15 protein-coding genes are annotated in these 19,135 nt (G+C 71.6%); 9 read left to right on the top strand and 6 right to left on the bottom strand.

Annotated elements, in window-relative coordinates; translation table 11 throughout:
- Positions 1 to 33: 33 nt before the first annotated feature.
- Entirely contained in the window at positions 34 to 1,338 is a 1,305-nt protein-coding gene (locus tag JIX56_RS09645) for a cytochrome P450 (protein ID WP_257550799.1), read from the top strand.
- A 256-nt stretch (positions 1,339 to 1,594) separates the two neighbouring features.
- On the opposite strand, the gene JIX56_RS09640 is transcribed toward JIX56_RS09645, so the two are convergent.
- Positions 1,595 to 2,842, bottom strand: a complete 1,248-nt coding sequence (locus tag JIX56_RS09640) for a cytochrome P450 family protein (RefSeq protein ID WP_257538764.1) — start codon at positions 2,840 to 2,842, stop codon at positions 1,595 to 1,597.
- Positions 2,843 to 3,045: 203 nt separating this feature from the next.
- Between JIX56_RS09640 and JIX56_RS09635 the strand changes: the two genes are divergently transcribed.
- Positions 3,046 to 3,435, top strand: coding sequence for a hypothetical protein (locus JIX56_RS09635; protein WP_257538762.1), 390 nt, complete (start codon positions 3,046 to 3,048; stop codon positions 3,433 to 3,435).
- 110 nt (positions 3,436 to 3,545) lie between these two features.
- Here JIX56_RS09635 and JIX56_RS09630 read toward each other — a convergent pair whose 3' ends face one another.
- Positions 3,546 to 3,902 (bottom strand): DUF6114 domain-containing protein, encoded by a 357-nt coding sequence (locus JIX56_RS09630; protein ID WP_443032029.1) that lies wholly within the window; start codon positions 3,900 to 3,902, stop codon positions 3,546 to 3,548.
- Positions 3,903 to 3,946: 44 nt separating this feature from the next.
- On the bottom strand, positions 3,947 to 4,609 hold the full coding sequence (locus JIX56_RS09625; protein WP_257538758.1) for a DUF6230 family protein: 663 nt from the start codon (positions 4,607 to 4,609) through the stop codon (positions 3,947 to 3,949).
- Between the two features lie 753 nt (positions 4,610 to 5,362).
- Between JIX56_RS09625 and JIX56_RS09620 the strand changes: the two genes are divergently transcribed.
- The gene (locus JIX56_RS09620; RefSeq protein WP_257538756.1) at positions 5,363 to 6,016 is read left to right on the top strand and encodes a Tat pathway signal sequence domain protein; all 654 of its coding nucleotides are present in this window, start codon (positions 5,363 to 5,365) and stop codon (positions 6,014 to 6,016) included.
- Positions 6,017 to 6,146: 130 nt separating this feature from the next.
- On the opposite strand, the gene JIX56_RS09615 is transcribed toward JIX56_RS09620, so the two are convergent.
- A complete protein-coding gene (locus JIX56_RS09615; RefSeq protein ID WP_257538754.1) occupies positions 6,147 to 7,202 on the bottom strand; it encodes a lytic polysaccharide monooxygenase auxiliary activity family 9 protein in 1,056 nt (351 codons plus the stop codon).
- A gap of 401 nt (positions 7,203 to 7,603) precedes the next feature.
- On the opposite strand from JIX56_RS09615, the gene JIX56_RS09610 reads away from it, so the two are divergent.
- The 4 genes from JIX56_RS09610 (at position 7,604) to cyc2 (ending at position 13,710) form a co-directional block, all read left to right on the top strand.
- Positions 7,604 to 9,421 carry a S8 family peptidase gene (locus JIX56_RS09610; protein ID WP_257538752.1) on the top strand — a complete coding sequence of 606 codons (1,818 nt, stop codon included), beginning with the start codon at positions 7,604 to 7,606 and terminating at the stop codon, positions 9,419 to 9,421.
- Positions 9,422 to 9,556: 135 nt separating this feature from the next.
- A complete protein-coding gene (locus tag JIX56_RS09605; RefSeq protein WP_257538750.1) occupies positions 9,557 to 10,159 on the top strand; it encodes a hypothetical protein in 603 nt (200 codons plus the stop codon).
- The gene (locus JIX56_RS09600; RefSeq protein ID WP_257538748.1) at positions 10,152 to 11,327 is read left to right on the top strand and encodes a damage-control phosphatase ARMT1 family protein; all 1,176 of its coding nucleotides are present in this window, start codon (positions 10,152 to 10,154) and stop codon (positions 11,325 to 11,327) included. The genes JIX56_RS09605 and JIX56_RS09600 overlap by 8 nt, the downstream gene beginning before the upstream one ends.
- A 175-nt stretch (positions 11,328 to 11,502) precedes the next feature.
- Positions 11,503 to 13,710, top strand: a complete 2,208-nt coding sequence (gene cyc2 / locus JIX56_RS09595) for a germacradienol/geosmin synthase Cyc2 (protein ID WP_257538737.1) — start codon at positions 11,503 to 11,505, stop codon at positions 13,708 to 13,710.
- Between the two features lie 122 nt (positions 13,711 to 13,832).
- Here the strand turns inward: cyc2 and JIX56_RS09590 are convergent, their stop codons facing one another.
- The gene (locus tag JIX56_RS09590) at positions 13,833 to 14,588 is read right to left on the bottom strand and encodes a phosphodiesterase (protein WP_257538736.1); all 756 of its coding nucleotides are present in this window, start codon (positions 14,586 to 14,588) and stop codon (positions 13,833 to 13,835) included.
- A 354-nt stretch (positions 14,589 to 14,942) separates the two neighbouring features.
- Between JIX56_RS09590 and JIX56_RS09585 the strand changes: the two genes are divergently transcribed.
- Together JIX56_RS09585 and JIX56_RS09580 are read left to right on the top strand one after the other, a co-directional pair.
- A complete protein-coding gene (locus JIX56_RS09585) occupies positions 14,943 to 16,103 on the top strand; it encodes an aminopeptidase P family protein (RefSeq protein ID WP_257538734.1) in 1,161 nt (386 codons plus the stop codon).
- A 48-nt stretch (positions 16,104 to 16,151) separates the two neighbouring features.
- A complete protein-coding gene (locus JIX56_RS09580) occupies positions 16,152 to 17,075 on the top strand; it encodes an aminoglycoside phosphotransferase family protein (protein WP_257538732.1) in 924 nt (307 codons plus the stop codon).
- A gap of 221 nt (positions 17,076 to 17,296) precedes the next feature.
- Here JIX56_RS09580 and treZ read toward each other — a convergent pair whose 3' ends face one another.
- Positions 17,297 to 19,042, bottom strand: coding sequence for a malto-oligosyltrehalose trehalohydrolase (gene treZ, locus JIX56_RS09575; protein ID WP_257538730.1), 1,746 nt, complete (start codon positions 19,040 to 19,042; stop codon positions 17,297 to 17,299).
- Between the last annotated feature and the right edge of the window lie 93 nt (positions 19,043 to 19,135).

Below are 19,135 nucleotides of genomic sequence, written 5' to 3'. Positions count from 1 at the left end.
GGCCCGCCCCCGGGCTGCCCGGCCCACGAGCCCATGTACGGCGCCGCCTTCGCCGCCGACCCGGCCGCCGCCTACCGGCGGCTGCGCGAACACGGGCCCACCGCGCCCGTGGAGCTCGCCCCCGGGGTGAAGGCCACCCTCGTCACCTCGTACGAGGCCGCCCTGCACGTGCTGCGGAGCACGGAGACGTTCGCCAAGGACCCCCGCCGCTGGAACGACCTGAACGACGGCACCGTCCCCCCGGACAGCCCCGTCGTACCGATGATGATGTACCGGCCCAACGCCCTGTTCGCCGACGGCGAGGAGCACCGGCGGCTGCGCGGCGCCATCACCGACAGTCTGGCCCGGGTCGAGCCCCACATCCTGCGCGGCTATGTCGAGCGCAGCGCCGACACCCTCATCGACCGGATCGCACCCACCGGCAAGGCGGACCTCCTCGGCGAGTACGCCCAGGTCCTGCCCCTGCTCGTCTTCAACCACCTCTTCGGCTGCCCGGCCGAGCTCGGGCTGAAGCTGGTCGAGGGCATGTCCGCCATCTTCGACGGGGTGGACGCCGAGCGGGCCAACGAACTGCTCACCGCGACGCTCTTCCAACTGGTCACGCTGAAGCGGAACCAGCCCGGGCCGGACGTGACGTCGTGGCTCACCCTGCATCCGGCCCGGCTCACCGACGAGGAGATGATCCACACGCTCGTCGTCCTCATGGGCGCGGGCACCGAGCCGCAGCAGAACCTCATCGCCAACGGGCTGCGCCTGCTGCTCTCCGACGACCGCTTCGCGGGCGACCTGTCCGGCGGCAGCCTCCCCGTCGAGGACGCGCTCGACGAGGTGCTGTGGACCGACCCGCCGATGGCCAACTACGCCGTGCACTACCCCAAGCGGGACGTGAGGTACGAGGGGGCGCTGCTGAAGGCCGGCGACCCGGTCGTCGTCTCGCTGGCCGCCGCCAACACCGACCCGGCCCTGACGAACGATCAGCGCGCGGGCAACCGGGCCCACTTGGCATGGAGCGCGGGCCCGCACAACTGCCCCGCGCAGAGCGAGGCCCGGCTGATCGCGTCGGTGGCGGTGGAGAAGCTCCTCGACCGGCTGCCGGACGTCGAACTCGCCGTACCGGTGGGCGAGTTGGAGTGGCGCCCGGGCCCGTTCCACCGGGCGCTCGCGGCGCTGCCGGTGACGTTCCCGTCGGCACCCGTGGTCGGGGCGGCGGCCGAGGAGCCCGTATCGCCCATGCGCCGCTCGGCTTCGTACGTCAGCGCTGCGGGCGCCCGCCCGGCGGAGCCCACTCGCCCGAGGAGCGGCTGGGCCCGGCTGCTGTCCTGGTGGCGCGGCGAGTAGCGGAACGGTCGGGAACACCCGTCGGTCGCCCCCGCCGCCCCTACCCGTCCCATCCCCAGGGGCGCTGCCCCTTCGACCCCGAGGGTGGGTTGTTCGGGTGCGGGTGGGTGGGGGCTTGTCGCGCAGTTCCCCGCGCCCTGAAAGGGGCGCGGGGAACTGCGCGAGCAACCACGACGGACCCGCGGCTGGGGGTCGAAGGGGCGCAGCCCCTGGGGGATGGGACGGGTAGGGGCGGCGGGGGCGAAAAACGGCCTGCTCAGGCCTTGCGCACGGGCAGGCGGCGGTGGCCGTTGGAGATGAACGACTCCACGTGCCCCAACTCCTCCTCGGCGGCGCCCAGTTCGAGCACCGGGAACCGCTCGAAGAGCGCCGGGAGCGCGATGCGGGCCTCCATACGGCCGAGCGGAGCGCCCAGGCAGTAGTGCACCCCGTGGCCGAAGGCGAGGTGTTCCTTGTCGGCACGGGTGACGTCGAAGACGTCGGCGTCCTTCCCATGCCGCTCGGGGTCGCGCCCGGCGGCCGCGTACGCGGCCAGGATCGGGTCGCCCTTGGCGATCACCACGCCCTCGGGACCGCCGAACTCGGCGAGGTCGAGATCCTCCACGGCATAGCGCAGCGGCAGGCTCGCCACCGGCGCCTGGACCCGCAGCGTCTCCTCGATCACGTCGTCCCAGGTCGCGCGCCCTTCCCGGACATGGGCGAGCTGCTCGGGGTGGGTCAGCAGGGAGTGCACGGCCTGGTCGAGGAGGTTGACCGTGGTCTCGTGCCCGGCGCTGACCATGAGCACCAGGGTGTCCAGCAGCTCCTGCTCGCTGAGTCGGGTGTCGTCCTCGTCGCGGGCCGCGATCAGCCCGCTGGTGAGGTCGTCGCCCGGCGACTCCCGCTTGGCGGAGACGAGTTCGCCGAGCACGCCGTACATCCGCTCGTAGGCGGCGTTCATCTCGCCCGGCGCGGCGGAGGTGTCGAACAGCTTGTCCACCAACTCCTTCAGTACCAGCCCCCGTTCCTCGGGCAGGCCGAACAGCTCGCTGATCACCTGGATCGGCAGCGGGTAGCAGAACTCCTGCCGCAGATCGACCGTCACCCCGCGCCGGAAGCCCTCCTCGACCCGGTCGAGCAGCTCCTTGGTGATCTCCTCGACGCGTGGCTGCAGCGCGGCCGTCCGGCGCGCCGTGAACGCCTTGGAGACCAGGATCCGCAGCCGTTTGTGGTCACCGCCGTACGCGGTGAACATGTTCTGCACCGCGACCCAGGTGAACAGCGGCCACTCCGGGGTGATCTCACCGGCGGCGAACCTCGGCCAGTGCTGCCGCGGGTCCTTCGACACCCGGGGATCGGTGAGCAGCCGCTTCAGCAGATCGGGGCTGCTCACGGCCCAGGCCTCGACATCGTGCGGCCCCGGAAGCACGACCCGGGTCGCCGGACCCGTCTCGCGGATACGGGCGGCCTCACCGTGGATGTCACGGCCGGTCGCGTCAATCACCAGGGGGCTCGGGTGGCCCATGGGGGGTCCTCCTGCGGTCGAGTCGAGTACGGTCCAACAGCACAACGTGGAAGCCCCGTTACGCTACGGCCCGGTAGCGTCGCAGGGCGAGAACGCGCGCCGCGCGCTGCGTACGGCGTCAACTTCCCTGCGCGTACTCGCAAGTTGGGTCCTGGACAGGACCCTAGGATCGGCCTCACCCCCACGAAGAGCCGGTGAGTGCCATGACTGTCAGCAGGGCCCCGCGCTGGATGTGTTCCTACAGCCCCGAAGTACGCACCGTGCCGGCCGGGCGCTGGTGGAACGCGATACGCGTCCCGGTCGCCCTCGGCACCCTCGCGCTGAAGTCCCTCGGGGACGAGTCGGGCGCTGTGATCAAGGACGGCTACGGCGGCATCATGTACTGGCTGGTGCCACCGGGCGACGCCTCCGAGTGGCGGATGGCCGACGTCCAGGTCCTCGGCCGGGGCAGCCACGTGGCGGTCCCACCCCTGCGCCGTACCTCGGGCCCCGGCCTCTACTGGCGCGTCCCGCTCTCCCACGACCGCTACTGGACCGACACGGAACGCCTCCGCTCGGCCCTGTCCGAGGCGGCAGTCACGGCCGCCCTGTAAACGCCGGACCCCGCGCCCCACCTAAAGGGGCGCGGGGCTGTATCGATTTGCGGCTCCGCCGCGTGGGCGCGAACAACCACGAACAACCCGCACCCGCCGAACAGCCTCACCTACCCGAGCTCTGCGGCGTGCTGTTCAGGCTGTCCCTTCGGCTTCGCGGAGCGCTTCCGCCGGGGTTCCTGGTCCGGCAGCCAGCCGAAGGCCAGCGTGCTACCGATCGCCCCCAGCAGCAGGCCCACGACGAACCCGCCGATGTTCGACGTGAGCCACGTGCCCAGCGAGAGCATGATCCCGAGGATGGAGTAGAACAGGCGCTGAGCGGGGTTGAAGATGATCAGCGACCCGCACACGATCATCAGCGAGGGCAGGAGATAACCCGCGAGGCCCTGCATCCCGATCTTCAGGATGACCGGAAGCGGCGCTTTCATGGTCACCAGGATCTCGGCCCCGCCCAGCACCAGCAGCAGACCACCGGCGAACGGCCGGTGCCCTCTCCATTCCCGGAATCGGCTCACTGCGGGCAGCCCTCGCTCGTGAAGCTCATGTGCAGGTCGGGCAGCTTGAAGACGGCCGCGGTGGCGGCGTAGTTGTGCTGGTACAGGTCGGTGATGACGACCGAGTCGGCCTGCTGGCCGTAGACACCCCGCGGGCCCTGCTGGTCGACCTTGTCGAACGTGCTGGAGTCACGGCCGATCTCGATGTTGTTGAACGAGGCGTCGCCCGAGATGTCGTCGGAGTCGATCGCCAGGTTCTTCACGCTCACCGGCGTGCCCTTGTTGCCGGCGCTGAGGACCAGCTGGATGCCGCCGAGGTCGACGCTCTGGCAGAGGTTCGTCAGCTTGCCGTTCTTCACGACCGAGGTCACGACCAGCACCTGACCGCCGGTGTCGCCCTCGTTCGGGCTGTTCTCGATCATGTGGTCGAGCGAGCCGAACTGGGCGAAGCCCTCGCCCTCCAGCTTGTCGGCGGTGACCACGAACGGCATACCGGAGATGGCGAACTGGACGCCAAGGGCGCCCTGCGCGGTGAGGATCATGAGACCGGCGGCGACCGCCGTGGCCGGCACCGCCATCACGGCGGCGCGCTTCAGGCGGACCCGCCCGCGTCTGCCTGACGCTTCGGGACCCTCGGGTCTTTCGTTGGTGGACGCCGCGGCGTCCGAGGACGAGGCCATGTGTGCTCCCTGGACTTCCAAGTCATTGCAGATATCGCAAATGGGGCTTCGACGGCACGTTGTCCTGGCGCGGACAGCGGTTGCGGCGCACACCTGGGTGCACCTCCCGTGGGTGCAAGGGCTTACTCGTTACGCCGCAGTAGCCATTTGGGAAGTTACCGGTGGTTACTTTCAGGGGTCAAGGCGCTTGTGACAAAAGGATGTCGGTTGTGCGACACCTGTGAAAGGTGAACATCGCTCACCTTTGGTTTTGTGGCCCATGGCCTTCGGTCTCGGCCCTCGCCGCGACCTCTGGCCCTCACCAACTTCCGTATGCAGCCTTGACGTTGACTCTCCAGCAGGTCTACAACTCTCCCGGGTTTCCCCCACGGATCCGTGGCGCCGGATCCGACGCGCAGCGCATGTCACCGTCCCGAACTCCTCGTCGCAGGCGGGGTGTGGGTGACACCACCTGAACGCACTGCGCGGCCCGACGCAGCACCACCCCCTCGCCGCGGTGCCGGGCACGGTCGCCTTCCCCTCCACTGGGCCGTGTCCGGTTCCTCCGGCAGTCGCTGTCGATCCGTCACGTACGGAGAAGGCGTGTCACGGATCGGCAGCGACCGTTCGGCGCCGTGCGGCATCGCCGCGTTCCCCCGCGCGAACGGTGTCCTCCCGCGCGCAATCACCGCAGCCCGCTTCTTCCGAGGGCTGTCACCCGCACCTGCCGAGGGCCGTCACCTGCGGCCCCCGCTTCCTGAGAAGAGGCACCCCATGCGTACGCGATCCCTCCTTGCCCTCGCCGCGACCACCGCCGCCCTGATGGTGTCCGCCGTCAGCCCCGCCTCCGCCGCCGACACCGTGCTCACCACCGGCGGCCTCGCCGGTGACGCGGTCGCGGTCGGCGACGTGCTCAACGCGTCGCTGGCGTCCGGTACGACCGGCAAGTTCTACTCCAGCGCGACGGGCACGAGCGGCGTCTCCTGCGCCGAGTCGACGTTCACCGCCACGGTCACCGACAACCCGGCCGCGCCCGGCACGGCCACCGAGCGGGTCGACGCCCACACCTTCGGCAGCTGCACCAGCAACGTCGTCGGCGTGCTCGGCGTCACCGGCGTCACGGTCAACAACCTGCCCTACACCACCACCGTGACCTCGGACGGCGTCGTCACCGTCAGCCCGGCGGCGGGCTCGGTCCTCCAGACCACCGTCGTGCTGCGCACCCTGCTGGGCACCATCAACTGCGTCTACCAGGCGGCCAGCATCACCGGCACCTCCAGCAACGACGACAACAGCATCAACTTCACCAGCCAGCCGTTCACCAAGACCTCCGGCTCGTCCCTGTGCTTCGCCACCGGCTACTTCACGGCGAAGTACGCGCCCGTCACGGACGCCACCCAGGGCGGCGCGACGGTCTACACCAACTGACGGCCTGCACAACTGACGGCCTGCACAACTGACGGCCTGCACAACTGACGGCCTGCACAGATGACGGCCTATACCAACTGACGTAAGACACCGGTCGGTTGCTTGACCGCTGGCCGGATCGCCTGCCCGATCAGTCGCTGATACGAGAGCGGCGCCCGCGTCCGCGGAGGAAGAGGGCGGTGCCCACGGCCAGTACCAACGCCAACGCCGTGGCGCCGCCCGCGACCAGCGGAACGGGGGCGCCGCTCTCGTCGGTCGTGGAGGCGACGGGGCTGCCGGGGTCGGCCGCCTGCGCGTCGTCGTCGGCGTTGTCGGCGGCTTCGGCGGGAGGCGCCTGCGTGGACTCCGTCGGCGCGGTCGTGGCGGGCTCGGACTTCTCGGCCGCCGGCTTCTCGGAGGCGGTCTCCTCGCTCCCGGCGGGCGTCTTTGCCGAACTCCCGTCGCCCGCCTCGGAGTTGGCCTGCTTCGCCTTCGGGAACACCACGTCCGAACACGAGTAGTACGTGTCGACCGTGCTCGTGTTCTGCCAGATCGTGTACAGCACATGGTGCCCGGCCCGGTCCGCCGGCAGCTTCGCCGAGAACTGGTACGAGCCGTTCTTCAGCGGCGGGTCGGTGATCGAGGCGAACGGCTTCCCGGGCAGATCGGACCACTTCAGCGGTTCGGTGGGGTCGTAGCCCGGTTTCGTCAGGAACAGCTTGAAGGTCCCGGTGTGCGGGATCGTCGACCGGTACGTCAGGTTCAGCGTGGTACCGGGGGAGAGGCGGGTCGAGGGCCAGTCGGCGCGGGCCAGGTCGAGACCCCTGTAGTCCGCGAGCCCTCCACTGCACAGCTGCCCGTCCGGGACGACCTCCCGGTCGCGCCCGTTCACCCCGGCGATCCGCATGTTGTCCCACGCGGTGAAGGGCGCGCCGTTCGCGGCGACCGCCGCCTCGCACGCCGCCGACCCCTGACTGCCGCCCTCGGGCGAGCATGCCGACACCCGGCTCACCGGATCGGTCGGCGCGCCGTGCGCCCAGGCCGGGGTGACGGCCCCCGCGGTGAGGATCAGCGGGGCCACGACGGTGACGGCGGCGGCCGTGACCGCGGTGCGGTGGCCGGTGGTGCGGCAGGCGGCCGTGCGACAGGCGGTGCGTCGGCCGGTGGTGCCTCGGCCGGTGGTGCGGCGGGCGGACAAGCGGTACATCCGGTACGTCCGATCCAAGGGGATGGTGGGGCTGGCGGTCCACCGAGTCGTACGGGACCCGAGGGCGCCGCGTTCAACACCGCGGCCGTGTTCGACCGGTCGGATCCAGCCATGCGCCGGGCATCGGCAAGGCCTCGGCAAACCCGGCGAAGCGGCACATCCGGCCCGACTGCCGCCTGGCATAGGGGAGTTCCCCGGGGGTCGAGGGTTTTCCCCGTATCCCCATGACCTGCGCTTTGCCTAATGTCATCGCACAGCCGAACCATAGGTAACCCCTGGTGGCACGGCTCGCGCCTGGCCGGCCTTCGCGCCAACCCTTTCTGGACCCCCGCCGCTTCGAAGAAGAAGCGTTTCATTGCCGCTCCTCCCCTGACATGAGCAGGCCACGAAAGGCGAAGCCCTTGCGTACCTCCCCCTCCCGTACCGCCGGACGGAAGCTCATATCCGTCGCTGCGGTCTCCGTCGCCCTGGTGGCGGGCATGACCTCCTCGGTCGCCGTCGCCGCCCCGTCCGCCAAGGCTGACGCGGCCCCCGCCGTCGCCGGTGCCACCGAGGCCGCGCCCGGTACCACCGCCGAGCGCCTGATCGTCGGCTACAAGTCCGGCGCCGCCGAGGCCAAGTCGAACAAGGCCGCCGACGCGGACGCCGTGGCCAAGGGCAAGGAGGCCGGCGAGAGCCTCGACTTCCAGCGCCGGCTGGGCAGCGGCGCGGCCCTCGTCGACCTGGGCGAGGATCTCACCAAGACGGACGTCGCCGACGTCATCGCCGAGTACCAGGCCGACCCGCAGGTCGCCTATGTCGTCCCGGACCGCCTGAACAAGCCGCTGGCCACCCCGAACGACACCGAGTACAGCAAGCAGTGGGACCTCTACGAGTCCACCGCGGGCATGAACGTGCCGGGCGCCTGGGACACGGTGACCGGCTCCGGAGTGACGGTCGCCGTCATCGACACCGGTTACGTCGCCCACTCGGACCTCGCCGCGAACATCGTCGGCGGCTACGACTTCATCGCCGACACCGCTGTCGCCAACGACGGCAACGGCCGTGACAGCAACCCGGCCGACCCGGGCGACTGGACCTCGGACGGGGAGTGCGCCACCGACTGGACGGCCACCACCTCCTCCTGGCACGGCACGCACGTCGCCGGCACCATCGCCGCCGTCACCAACAACAGCAAGGGCGTCGCCGGTATCGCCTACGGCGCCAAGGTCTCCCCGCTGCGGGTGCTCGGCAAGTGCGGCGGCTACGACTCCGACATCATCGACGCGATCACCTGGGCGTCCGGCGGTACCGTCTCCGGTGTCCCCGCCAACACCAACGTCGCCAAGGTCATCAACATGAGCCTCGGCGGTAGCGGCGCCTGCACCACCGCGACGCAGACCGCGATCAACTCCGCCGTGAACCGCGGCACCACGGTCGTCGTCGCGGCGGGCAACAGCAACGCCAACGCGGCCAACTACTCTCCGGCCAGCTGCGCCAACGTGATCTCGGTGGCGGCCACCAACCGCGCCGGCTCCCGCTCGTACTACTCGAACTTCGGCTCGGTCGTCGACATCGCGGCCCCCGGCGGCGATACCCGCACCACCGCGTCGGGCGGCATCCTGTCCACGCTGAACACCGGCGCCTCGGGCCCGGGCAGCGAGACGTACGACTACTACCAGGGCACCAGCATGGCCGCCCCGCACATCGCGGGCCTCGCCGCGCTGCTGAAGTCGGCGAGCTCCGCGCTGACCCCGGCCCAGATCGAGTCCGCGATCAAGACCAACTCGCGTGCTCTGCCCGGAACTTGCTCCGGCGGTTGTGGCGCGGGCCTCGCCGACGCAGCCAAGACGGTGCAGGCGGTGACCGGCGGCTCCGGCGGGGGCTCCACGGGGGGCACCACCTTCACCAACGCCACGGCCGTCTCCATCCCGGACAACGGTGCGGCGATCGAGTCCTCGATCTCCGTCAGCGGCCGCACCGGCAACGCGCCCTCGACCCTCCAGGTCGGCGTGGACATCACCCACACCTACCGCGGTGACCTGGTCCTGGACCTGGTGGCCCCCGACGGTTCGACCTACCGTCTCAAGGCCTCCAGCTCGGACTCCGCCGACAACCTGGTCACCACCTACTCGGTGAACGCCTCCAGCGAGGTCGCCAACGGCACCTGGAAGCTGCGGGTCCAGGACGTGGCGTCCGCGGACACCGGCCGGCTCAACAGCTGGAAGCTGACCTTCTGAGCCCTCGGCCGACAGGCCGGGCCCACTGACCGCCACCCCCCACTGACCGCCACCCCCCACTGCCGGCGGCCGACCGATGCGAGCGGGCATCGGTCGGCCGTCGGCGCATATGTGTTCGACCGTTAGCGTATGTGCATGTCGACAGAGAAGACTGAGACGTACGGGCGTCCCGAAGGGCAGCCGGTCGCGGCGGTGTGTCCCGGCTGTGGCGGTACGGGCCCGGCGGTGCGTACGGTCGCCGACGCCTGCGCCGATCCGGAGTCCCGGCGCGGCGGCCTCACCGACCGGCTGGCGAGGAGCCCGGGCGTGCATGACGGATCCGACAGCCTCGTGCACTTCCTCGAAGGCATGGTGATGGCCGGCATCGGCGCCGGCCTCGCCTACAGCGGCGTACAGAACGACAAACCGCTCTACACGATCGGCGGTTCGCTCCTCGCCGTGCTGCTCTTCGTCGGCACCATCGTGGTGGTCCGTGGCGAGAGGCGCGAACGGAAGGCCGTCGTGGCCGGCGAGGCGCACGCCGAACGACTGTGGCGTCCCGCGCACCACTGCTCGTCGTGCGGGTCGGTGTTCTACCCCGGCGGCAGCCCCTGGCCGGGCCCGCTGACGCCGGAGCAGTTCAAGAAGTACGTGTGGACCGAGGCCGGCTACGGCAAGCAACTCGACACCAAGGTCAAGGGCGTCTCCCTGCCGCCCGGCATGCCTTCCGGCCCCGGAGGGACCCCCGGCCATGCCTGACACCGCCCCCGTGATCCGCTGCGACGACCCCACCTCCTTCCCGCACAGCGTCCTCGCCGAACGGCACCCCGCCCTCATCCGCAAGGTCCAGGACGCCACGCCCTACGGCCCCGAACAGCGCCGAGCCCTCGACGAGTTGCTCAAGAACACCCTCCACGGCACCGTCGAACCACCGGCCGACGACGACTGGTGGGACACCTGGAACGTACGCCGCCACGCCGGCCGCTCCTGGTTCTCCCTCCCCTTCCTCGTCGCCGAGAGCTGCTTCTACCGCCAACTCCTCCGCGCGGTCGGCCACTTCGGCCCCGGCCCGTGGCAGGGCACCGATCCGTTCCGCCCCTTCAAGCTCGCCGAACTGGACACCCCCGAGGCGGCCGCCGAACTCACCGCTCTCGGCACCTTGGCCCAGCACCCCCTCCCCGACCAGCTCAAGGCCCTCCTGCACGGCTCCCTCTGGGGCAACCGCGCGGACCTTGGCTTCCGCATCCAGACCGCCGAGGAGGACGCAACCGCCGCCGACTCCCAACTGGTCGCGGACGACAGCGAGTCGCTGATGTCCTTGCTGACGGGCGCCGGCAGGGGCGCGGGCGCCGGCGCCGGCGCGAGAACGCTCTGCCTGGTCGCCGACAACGCGGGCCGCGAACTGATCCCCGACCTGCTCCTCATCGACCATCTCCTCACCCACGGCCACTTCGACCGCGCCGTACTGCACCTGAAGCCGTACCCGTACTTCGTCTCGGACGCCACGACCGCCGACACCCTCGACGCCGTACGCCATCTGGTCGCCGCAAAGACCGACGCCGGGCACCGCCTCTGGTCCGCACTGTCCGACGGCCGCATCGTCCTGCGCGCTCACCCCTTCTCCTGCGCTCCCTTGCCGTACGCGGACATGCCGGCCGACCTGCGCGACGACTTCGCCTCCGCCGACCTGACCCTCCTCAAGGGCGACCTCAACTACCGCCGCCTGGTCGGCGACCGGCTCTGGCCTCCCACCACGCCCTTCGCGGAGGTCACGGCGTACTTCCCCGGCCCGGTCGCCGCCCTGCGCACCCTCAAGTCCGATGTGATCGTGGGCCTGACCGCGCAGAAGGAGGCCGCCCTCGTGGCCGCCGAGGGACAGCGCTGGCGGACGAGCGGGACCCGCGCACTGATCCAGGTCAGGGTCTGACCGAGGCGCTTCCCCGACCGAAGAACCGGGGGAGCGCCGGGCGGACGTGGGCAGGGCCGTACGCACGGGAGGCTGAGAAAGCCGGCCGGCGAGAAAACCGCCCGGATTCACGCGATGGTGTGATCATGTGCCCCTGTCCGGATGCCCGCCGGAGGCGACGGGTAGGGCCCCGGCCATGACGCAGCCGTTCGAACTCCCGCACTTCTACATGCCGTATCCCGCACGGCTGAACCCCCACCTCGAAGAGGCGCGGGCCCACTCGACCGGGTGGGCCCGGGAGATGGGCATGCTGGAGGGCTCCGGCGTATGGGACCAGAAGGACCTGGAGGCGCACGACTACGGTCTGCTGTGCGCGTACACCCACCCAGACTGCGACGGCCCGGCACTCTCGCTCATCACCGACTGGTACGTGTGGGTGTTCTTCTTCGACGACCACTTCCTGGAGCTCTTCAAGCGGTCCCAGGACCGCGCCGGCGGCAAGGCCCACCTCGACCGACTCCCGCTCTTCATGCCGCTGGACCTCTCGACCCCCGTACCGGAACCGCGGAACCCGGTGGAGGCCGGCCTCGCCGACCTCTGGGCGCGTACGGTGCCGTCGATGTCGATGGACTGGCGCCGCCGTTTCGCCGTGGCCACCGAGCATCTGCTCAACGAGTCGATGTGGGAGCTGTCCAACATCAACGAGGGCCGGATCGCCAACCCGGTCGAGTACATCGAGATGCGCCGCAAGGTCGGCGGCGCCCCCTGGTCCGCCGGTCTCGTCGAGTACGCGACCGCCGAAGTCCCGGCGCCCGTCGCGGAGTCGAGGCCCCTGCGCGTCCTGATGGAGACCTTCTCCGACGCGGTCCACCTGCGCAACGACCTGTTCTCGTACCAGCGGGAGGTCGAGGACGAGGGCGAGAACAGCAACGGCGTGCTCGTCCTGGAGACCTTCTTCGGCTGCGGCACCCAGCAGGCCGCCGAGACCGTCAACGACATCCTCACCTCCCGACTGCACCAGTTCGAGAACACCGCGCTCACCGAAGTACCCGCGCTGGCCCTGGAGAAGGGCCTCACCCCGGACGAGGTCGCCGCCGTCGCGGCGTACACGAAGGGGCTGCAGGACTGGCAGTCCGGCGGCCACGAGTGGCACATGCGCTCCAGCCGCTACATGAACGAGGGGGCCGCCTCCTCGCGCGGCCCCCTCGACTTCGGCGGCGCGGTCCTGTCCGGCCCCGCACTGGTCACCCGGCCGGGGTTCGGCACGGCCGCCGCCAACGTGGGCGCGCTGCTCGCGACCGCCGCGGCGGAGCGGCTGCGTGCCCATACGCATGTGCCGTACCAGAAGGTCGGGCCGTCCCGACTCCCGGATTTCTACATGCCGTTCGAGGTGGAACTCTGCCCGCACCTGGACGCCGCCCGCCCCCGCCTCACCACGTGGATGCACGCGATGGGCATGCTCAGCGAGGGCGTCTGGGACGAGGAGAGGCTCGCCGCCGCCGACCTTCCGCTCTGCGCGGCCGGCCTCGACCCGGACGCGACACCCGAGCAACTGGACCTCAGCTCCCAGTGGTTGGCCTGGGGCACCTACGGCGACGACTACTACCCGCTCGTCTTCGGCCACCGCCGCGACCTCGCCGCCGCCCGTCTGACCACGGCCCGGCTGTCCGACTGCATGCCCGTCGAGGGCGAGGCGGTCACCGTCCCGGTCAACGGCATGGAACGGGGACTCATCGACCTCTGGGCGCGTACGACGGCGGGAATGACCCCCGACCAGCGACGCGGCCTGAAGGCGTCCGTCGACAAGATGACCGAGAGCTGGGTGTGGGAGCTCTTCAACCAGATCCAGAACCGTGTCCCCGACCCGGTCGACTACCTGGAGATGCGGCGCGCCACCTTCGGCTCCGACCTCACCCTCAGCCTGTGCCGGATGGGCCACGGCCCGCAGATCCCGGACGCGGTCTACCGCAGCGGCCCCGTCCGCTCACTGGAGAACGCGGCCATCGACTACGCGTGCCTCATCAACGACGTCTTCTCGTACCAGAAGGAGATCGAGTACGAGGGAGAGGTCCACAACGCGATCCTCGTCGTGCAGAACTTCTTCGGCTGCGACTACCCGACCGCGCTCGGCGTGGTCCACGATCTGATGACCCAGCGGATGCGGCAGTTCGAGCACGTGGTCGCCCATGAACTCCCCGTTGTCTACGACGACTTCGAGCTGTCGGAGGAGGCGCGGGCCATCATGGACGGCTATGTGACCGACCTGCGGAACTGGCTGTCCGGCATCCTCAACTGGCACCGGCAGGTCGACCGCTACAAGCCCGAGTTCCTGGCCCGCCGAGCCCACGGCTTCGTCCCGGACCGGCCACCGGTCCTGTCCTTCGCGCCGGCGCACGCGGGCTGAGCCGACGCCCGGGTCGCGTGCTCGACCGCGGCCCGGGCGAACGCCCGCCGGCAACCGACAGCACCTGGCGGCCGTACCGGGAGTCGTCACCTGAGGAGCCGGGCCGGAAGCCTGTGGAGCCCTTACGAAGCCACCCTGAAGTGGCTCGTCAGCCGTCCCTCGTCGTCCAGCACATGGAAGGCGAGCCCGGGCGGCGCCTCCCGGTCCGCGGCCTGGTCGCCCTCCCAGGGCAGCCGCAGCGTCCAGGTGACGCCGGGCCCGACGACGAGCGGACGCCCGGCGAAGGTGGTCGCGGCGGGGGTGTGGGCGTGCCCGGTGACGAGGCCCGCGATCTCCGGGCGACGCCCCAGCAGCCGGGCCAGAGCGGCGGGCCGGCCCAGTCGGTACGCGTCCGGCAGGGGATGGTGCAGTGCCACCGGCGGGTGGTGGAAGGCGAGCAGGACCGGCCGCTCGCCGTCGAGTTCGTCGAGCGTCTCCTCGATCCAGGCGTACGTCTGGGCGTCCAGTTCGCCCTCGTCCTGCCCCGGAATGCTGGAGTCGCACATCAGCACGGCCGCGTCCGCGAAGACCCGCACGCTGTTGACCGGCCCGTCGGCGGCCGGCTCCCCGAGCAGTGCCTTGCGGTAGGGCGCCCGGCTGTCGTGGTTGCCCGGGCAGGTGAGCACCGGGAAGGGAGCCCCGCCCTCCCGCAGGCCCAGGATGCTCGCCGCCTCCTCGTACTCGGCCTCCGTGCCGTGGTCCGCGATGTCCCCGGTCACCAGCAGCGCGTCCACCCGCCCCGGCAGCCCCCACAGCAGATCCCGCACCCGCTCGGCCCGCCGGGTCGCCCGCTCGCTCCCGTCCAGATGCAGATCACTGATGTGCGCCAGTACGAGCATCGTCGTACGCCTCCTCGGGCGGTGCTTAATGGAACAGTCGAATCCAAGCATTAGACCTAACGGATGGGCAACCCTCAGGCATTAGCCGGGTCCTCGTTGTCTTCGGCGCGCGGACCCTGTGGCAGGCGTGCCGTTCGAAGGGGCAGCCGGCGAGCATGGGGGAGGCGGCCGGGAAGAGCGGCTGGGCCTCGTACCGGGCGTGCTGCTGCTCCTCGGGGCGCGGCTCGCCCGGGAGAGCTGACGCCGAAGCCGCACGACAGTGGACGCCACGGCGCAATCGGCTCGCGTGCGCTGCGGCGGAGGGGCAGGATGCTGCCCGTAGCTTCAGGGAACTCCGAGCAGACGGAGGCATGGATGACCGGCACGCCCAGCGACGGGCCCGCGACCGTCACGACCGATGCCACACCCGCGCCCTTCACGACCGACGACTACCGGGCCCGTATGCGGCGGGCGGCACGGGCCGCAGCGGACGCCGGGCTCGACGGGCTGCTCGTCGCGCCCGGCCCGGACCTGGTGTGGCTGACGGGCCACCGGCCGCCGGAGACCGAGCGGTTCACGATGCTGGTGCTGCGGGACGGCGAGGACCCGGTGCTGGTCGTCCCCACCCTGGAGGCCCCGGACGCCGCGGAGGCACCCGGCGGACCCGCGCTCACCCTCCGCGACTGGACCGACGCCAAGGACCCGTACGAGGCGGCCGTCTCCCTCCTCGGTCCGCGTGGCCGCTTCGGGGTCAGCGACAACACCTGGGCGCTGCATCTGCTCGGCCTGCGGCGGCGCCTGCCCGAGACGACGTACGTCGCGCTCACCGAGGGCCTGCCGATGCTGCGGGCGGTGAAGGACACGGCCGAGCTGGAGCGGATGGCGGCGGCGGGCGCGGCCGCCGACCGGGCGTACGAGGAGATCCGGCAGGTCCCCTTCGCCGGGCGCCGGGAAAAGGAAGTCGCCGCCGATCTCGCCGGCCTGCTGCGGCGGTTCGGGCACTCGCAGGTCGACTTCACCATCGTCGCGTCGGGCCCGAACGGCGCCAACCCGCACCACGAGGCCGGCGACCGCGTCATCGGACGCGGCGACATGGTCGTCCTGGACTTCGGCGGCCTCAAGGACGGCTACGGCTCCGACACCTCCCGCACGGTCCACGTCGGGGAACCGGCCGCCGAGGAGCGCGAGGTGCACGACATCGTGCGCGCCGCCCAGGAGGCGGGCTTCCGCGCGGTACGGCCGGGCGCCGCCTGCCAGGACGTCGACCGGGCCGCCCGCGCGGTCATCACCGAGGCCGGGTACGGCGACCGCTTCATCCACCGCACCGGGCACGGCATCGGCGTCACCACCCACGAACCGCCGTACATGGTCGAGGGCGAGGAGCGGCCCCTCGTGCCCGGCATGTGCTTCTCGGTCGAACCGGGTATTTATCTGCCGGGCCGTTTCGGGGTGCGGATCGAGGACATCGTGACGGTGACCGAGGACGGCGGCCGGCGCCTCAACAACACCCCGCGGGAGATGGCGACAGTGGAGTGACCGACCGCGTATCCCCGTTCCCCTGAACCCCCGGACGACGGCGCGACCATGACCCAGGCACCGACACCCACCGCGGACAGCGTCCGCCGGCTGGTCCGTTCCCTCCTGAAGAACGGGGAGGGCCGGGGCGGCGGCCCCGACGTGCGGCCCGTCGCCGGGGACGAGGCGCACCGCACCTGGTGGGTGGGCACCCGCCACGTACTGCGCCTGACCACCGACCGGCACGCCGTCGGACGCCAGCGGCGCGAACTGCGGCTGCGGGACCTGGTCCGCCCGCACATCGGCGTCGCCGTCCCGGTGAGCGTCGCGGCCGGCGAGTGGTCCGAGGGCCTCACCTACACGCTCGACACCAGGCTGCCCGGCGGCACGGCCGAGGACCACGACGTGTCCGCCGTGGGCGAGGCCGATCTGGCGGCACTCCTCACGGGACTGCGCGAGGTGCCGCTGCGGCAGGTGGAGACGCTCGGGGTGCCCCGGCCGGCCCCACGCTCCCTGGAGACGTTGCGTACGGCCGCCGGGCGCGCGGCGCGGCGCCTCGCCGAGGCCGACGAGTTCGACGCGGCTCGGCTCGGGCAGCTCACGCCCGCGAGCGCCGCGCAACTGACGGCGCCGGCCGCGGTGCTGGTCCACCACGGGCTGACGGGCGACCGCCTCGTCGTGAGCGCCGACGGCCGGGTCCGTGGCGTCCTCGACTGGGCCGACGCGGTCATCGGTGACCCCGCCGAGGACATCGCCGGCCTCGCCACGGCCGTCGGTGCCCCCGCCGCCGTCCGCGCCGCCACCCTCGCGGGCTACGGCGCCCGCCCCTGCCTGCGCGGCCTCTGGCTCGCCCGCTGCGACACGCTCATCGCCCTCGCGGAGGGGGTGCAGGGCCGCGGCGCCGCTCCGCTGCCGGTGCTGCGGGGTCGCCTGCGGCGCACGTGGGAGGCGATCCTGCTGGAGAGGGTGACGGATCTGCGGGGCGAGGACTGAGGCGCCTGATAGGTCGGGGGTGCGTGTTGCACGGCGACTGCGGGTCGTATGTGGCTGATCGCGCAGTTCCCCGCGCCCCTGAAGGGGCGCGCCCCCGCTGACCTGCCTGCCCCAGCTGCGGGCAATCGTGCCGCCGGGGCGGCACGGGTGGGCGCAGCGGCACCTCGTAGCGCCGAGTTGCGCACCGCCCCCCGCCCAGCCCCACCCGCCGGGTGCCCCGCTCACGCCACCGTCAGCACCACGCAGGACTCCCCGCCCAGGCTCAGCACCCCATCCGCACCCGGCCCCTCCACCGGCTCCCAAGCCGCCAGCACCCGCGCATCGGGCACCCCGACCGGAATCATGGCCGTTTCCTTCCCCAGATTCACGGCCACCAGGACGTCCCCCCGGCGGAAGCCGAACCACCGGGCCTCCTCGTCGAACGCGACCTTGACGTCGGAGAGGTCGGGGTCGGAGAGGTCGGGCAGGGTGCGGCGGAGGGTGATGAGGTCGCGGTACCAGGCCAGAACACGGGCATGGGGCGCGCGTGCGGGCTCGGACCAGTCGAGGCAGGAGCGGTCGCGGGTCGCCGGGTCCTGCGGGTCGGGCACGTCCTCCTCGGCCCAGCCGTGCGCCGCGAACTCCCGGCGCCGCCCCCGCCGTACGGCCTGAGCGAGTTCCGGATCGGTGTGGTCGGTGAAGAACTGCCAGGGCGTGGACGCGGCCCACTCCTCGCCCATGAAGAGCATGGGGGTGAAGGGGCCCGTCAGCACCAGCGCGGCCGCGCAGGCCAGCAGCCCGGGGGAGAGGGAGGCGGAGAGTCGGTCGCCCTGGGCGCGGTTGCCGACCTGGTCATGGGTCTGGGTGTAGCCCAGCAGACGGTGCGCCGACACGCTCGTACGGTCCAGGGGGCGGCCGTGGCGGTGCTCCCGGAACGACGAGTACGTGCCGTCGTGGAAGTAGCCGCCCGTCAGGGTCTTCGCCAGGCCCGCCAGACCGGCCCGCGCGAAGTCCTCGTAGTAGCCCTGCGATTCACCGGTCAGGGTGGTGTGCAGGGTGTGGTGGAAGTCGTCGTTCCACTGGGCGTGCAGCCCGAGGCCGCCCTGGGCGCGCGGGGTGACCAGACGCGGGTCGTTGAGGTCCGACTCGGCGACCAGGAACAGCGGGCGTCCGACCTCGTCGGCGAGCGTGTCCACCGCCGTCGACAGCTCCTCCAGGAAGTGCAGGGCGCGGGTGTCCCTGAGCGCGTGGACCGCGTCCAGGCGCAGCCCGTCGAGGCGGTAGTCGCGCAGCCAGGCCAGCGCGCTGCCCAGGAAGTACTCCCGTACGTCGTCCGAGCCGGGCGCGTCCAGGTTGACCGCCGCGCCCCAGGGCGTGTGGTGCCGCTCGGTGAAGTACGGGCCGAAGACGGGCAGATAGTTGCCGGAGGGGCCCAGATGGTTGTGCACGACGTCGAGCACGACCCCGAGGCCCAGCTCGTGCGCCGCGTCCACGAACCGCTTCAGCGCCTCGGGACCGCCGTACGGCTCGTGCACGGCCCAGAGCGAGACCCCCTCGTACCCCCAGCCGTGCGTGCCGGGGAACGGGCACAGCGGCATCAACTCGACGTGCGTGACGCCCAGTTCGGCGAGGTGGCCGAGGCGCTCGGTGGCCGCGTCGAGCGTGCCCTCGGGGGTGTACGTGCCGACGTGCAGCTCGTAGAGGACCGCGCCCGGCAGCCCGCGCCCGGACCATGGCGCACGCCACGCGTACCGCCCGTGGTCGACGACCGCGCTCAGCCCGTCGGGGCCGTCCGGCTGGCGGCGCGAGCGCGGGTCGGGCCGCACCGGTCCGTCGTCGACGGCGAACCCGTAGCGCGTGCCGTCCGAAGCCTCCGCCTCGGCGGTCCACCAGCCCGGCCGCTCCGGATCGCGCTCCATCACATGCGTGGCGCCCGCGCAGTGGAGCGTCAAACGGTCGGCCTGCGGTGCCCACACCTCGAACTGCACGGAACGGTTCTCCCTCGGCTGCCGGTCGTGGTCCTGGGTAGTCAGGGGGTAAGCGGTTCCGGGAACGCACCCACACCGCCCCGTTTCCGCTTC

This window comes from Streptomyces sp. CA-210063, assembly GCF_024612015.1.
Taxonomy (GTDB): Bacteria; Actinomycetota; Actinomycetes; order Streptomycetales; family Streptomycetaceae; genus Streptomyces.
The sequence above is the reverse complement of the archived record's forward strand: the minus strand, read 5'-3'. Positions and strand labels throughout refer to the sequence as shown.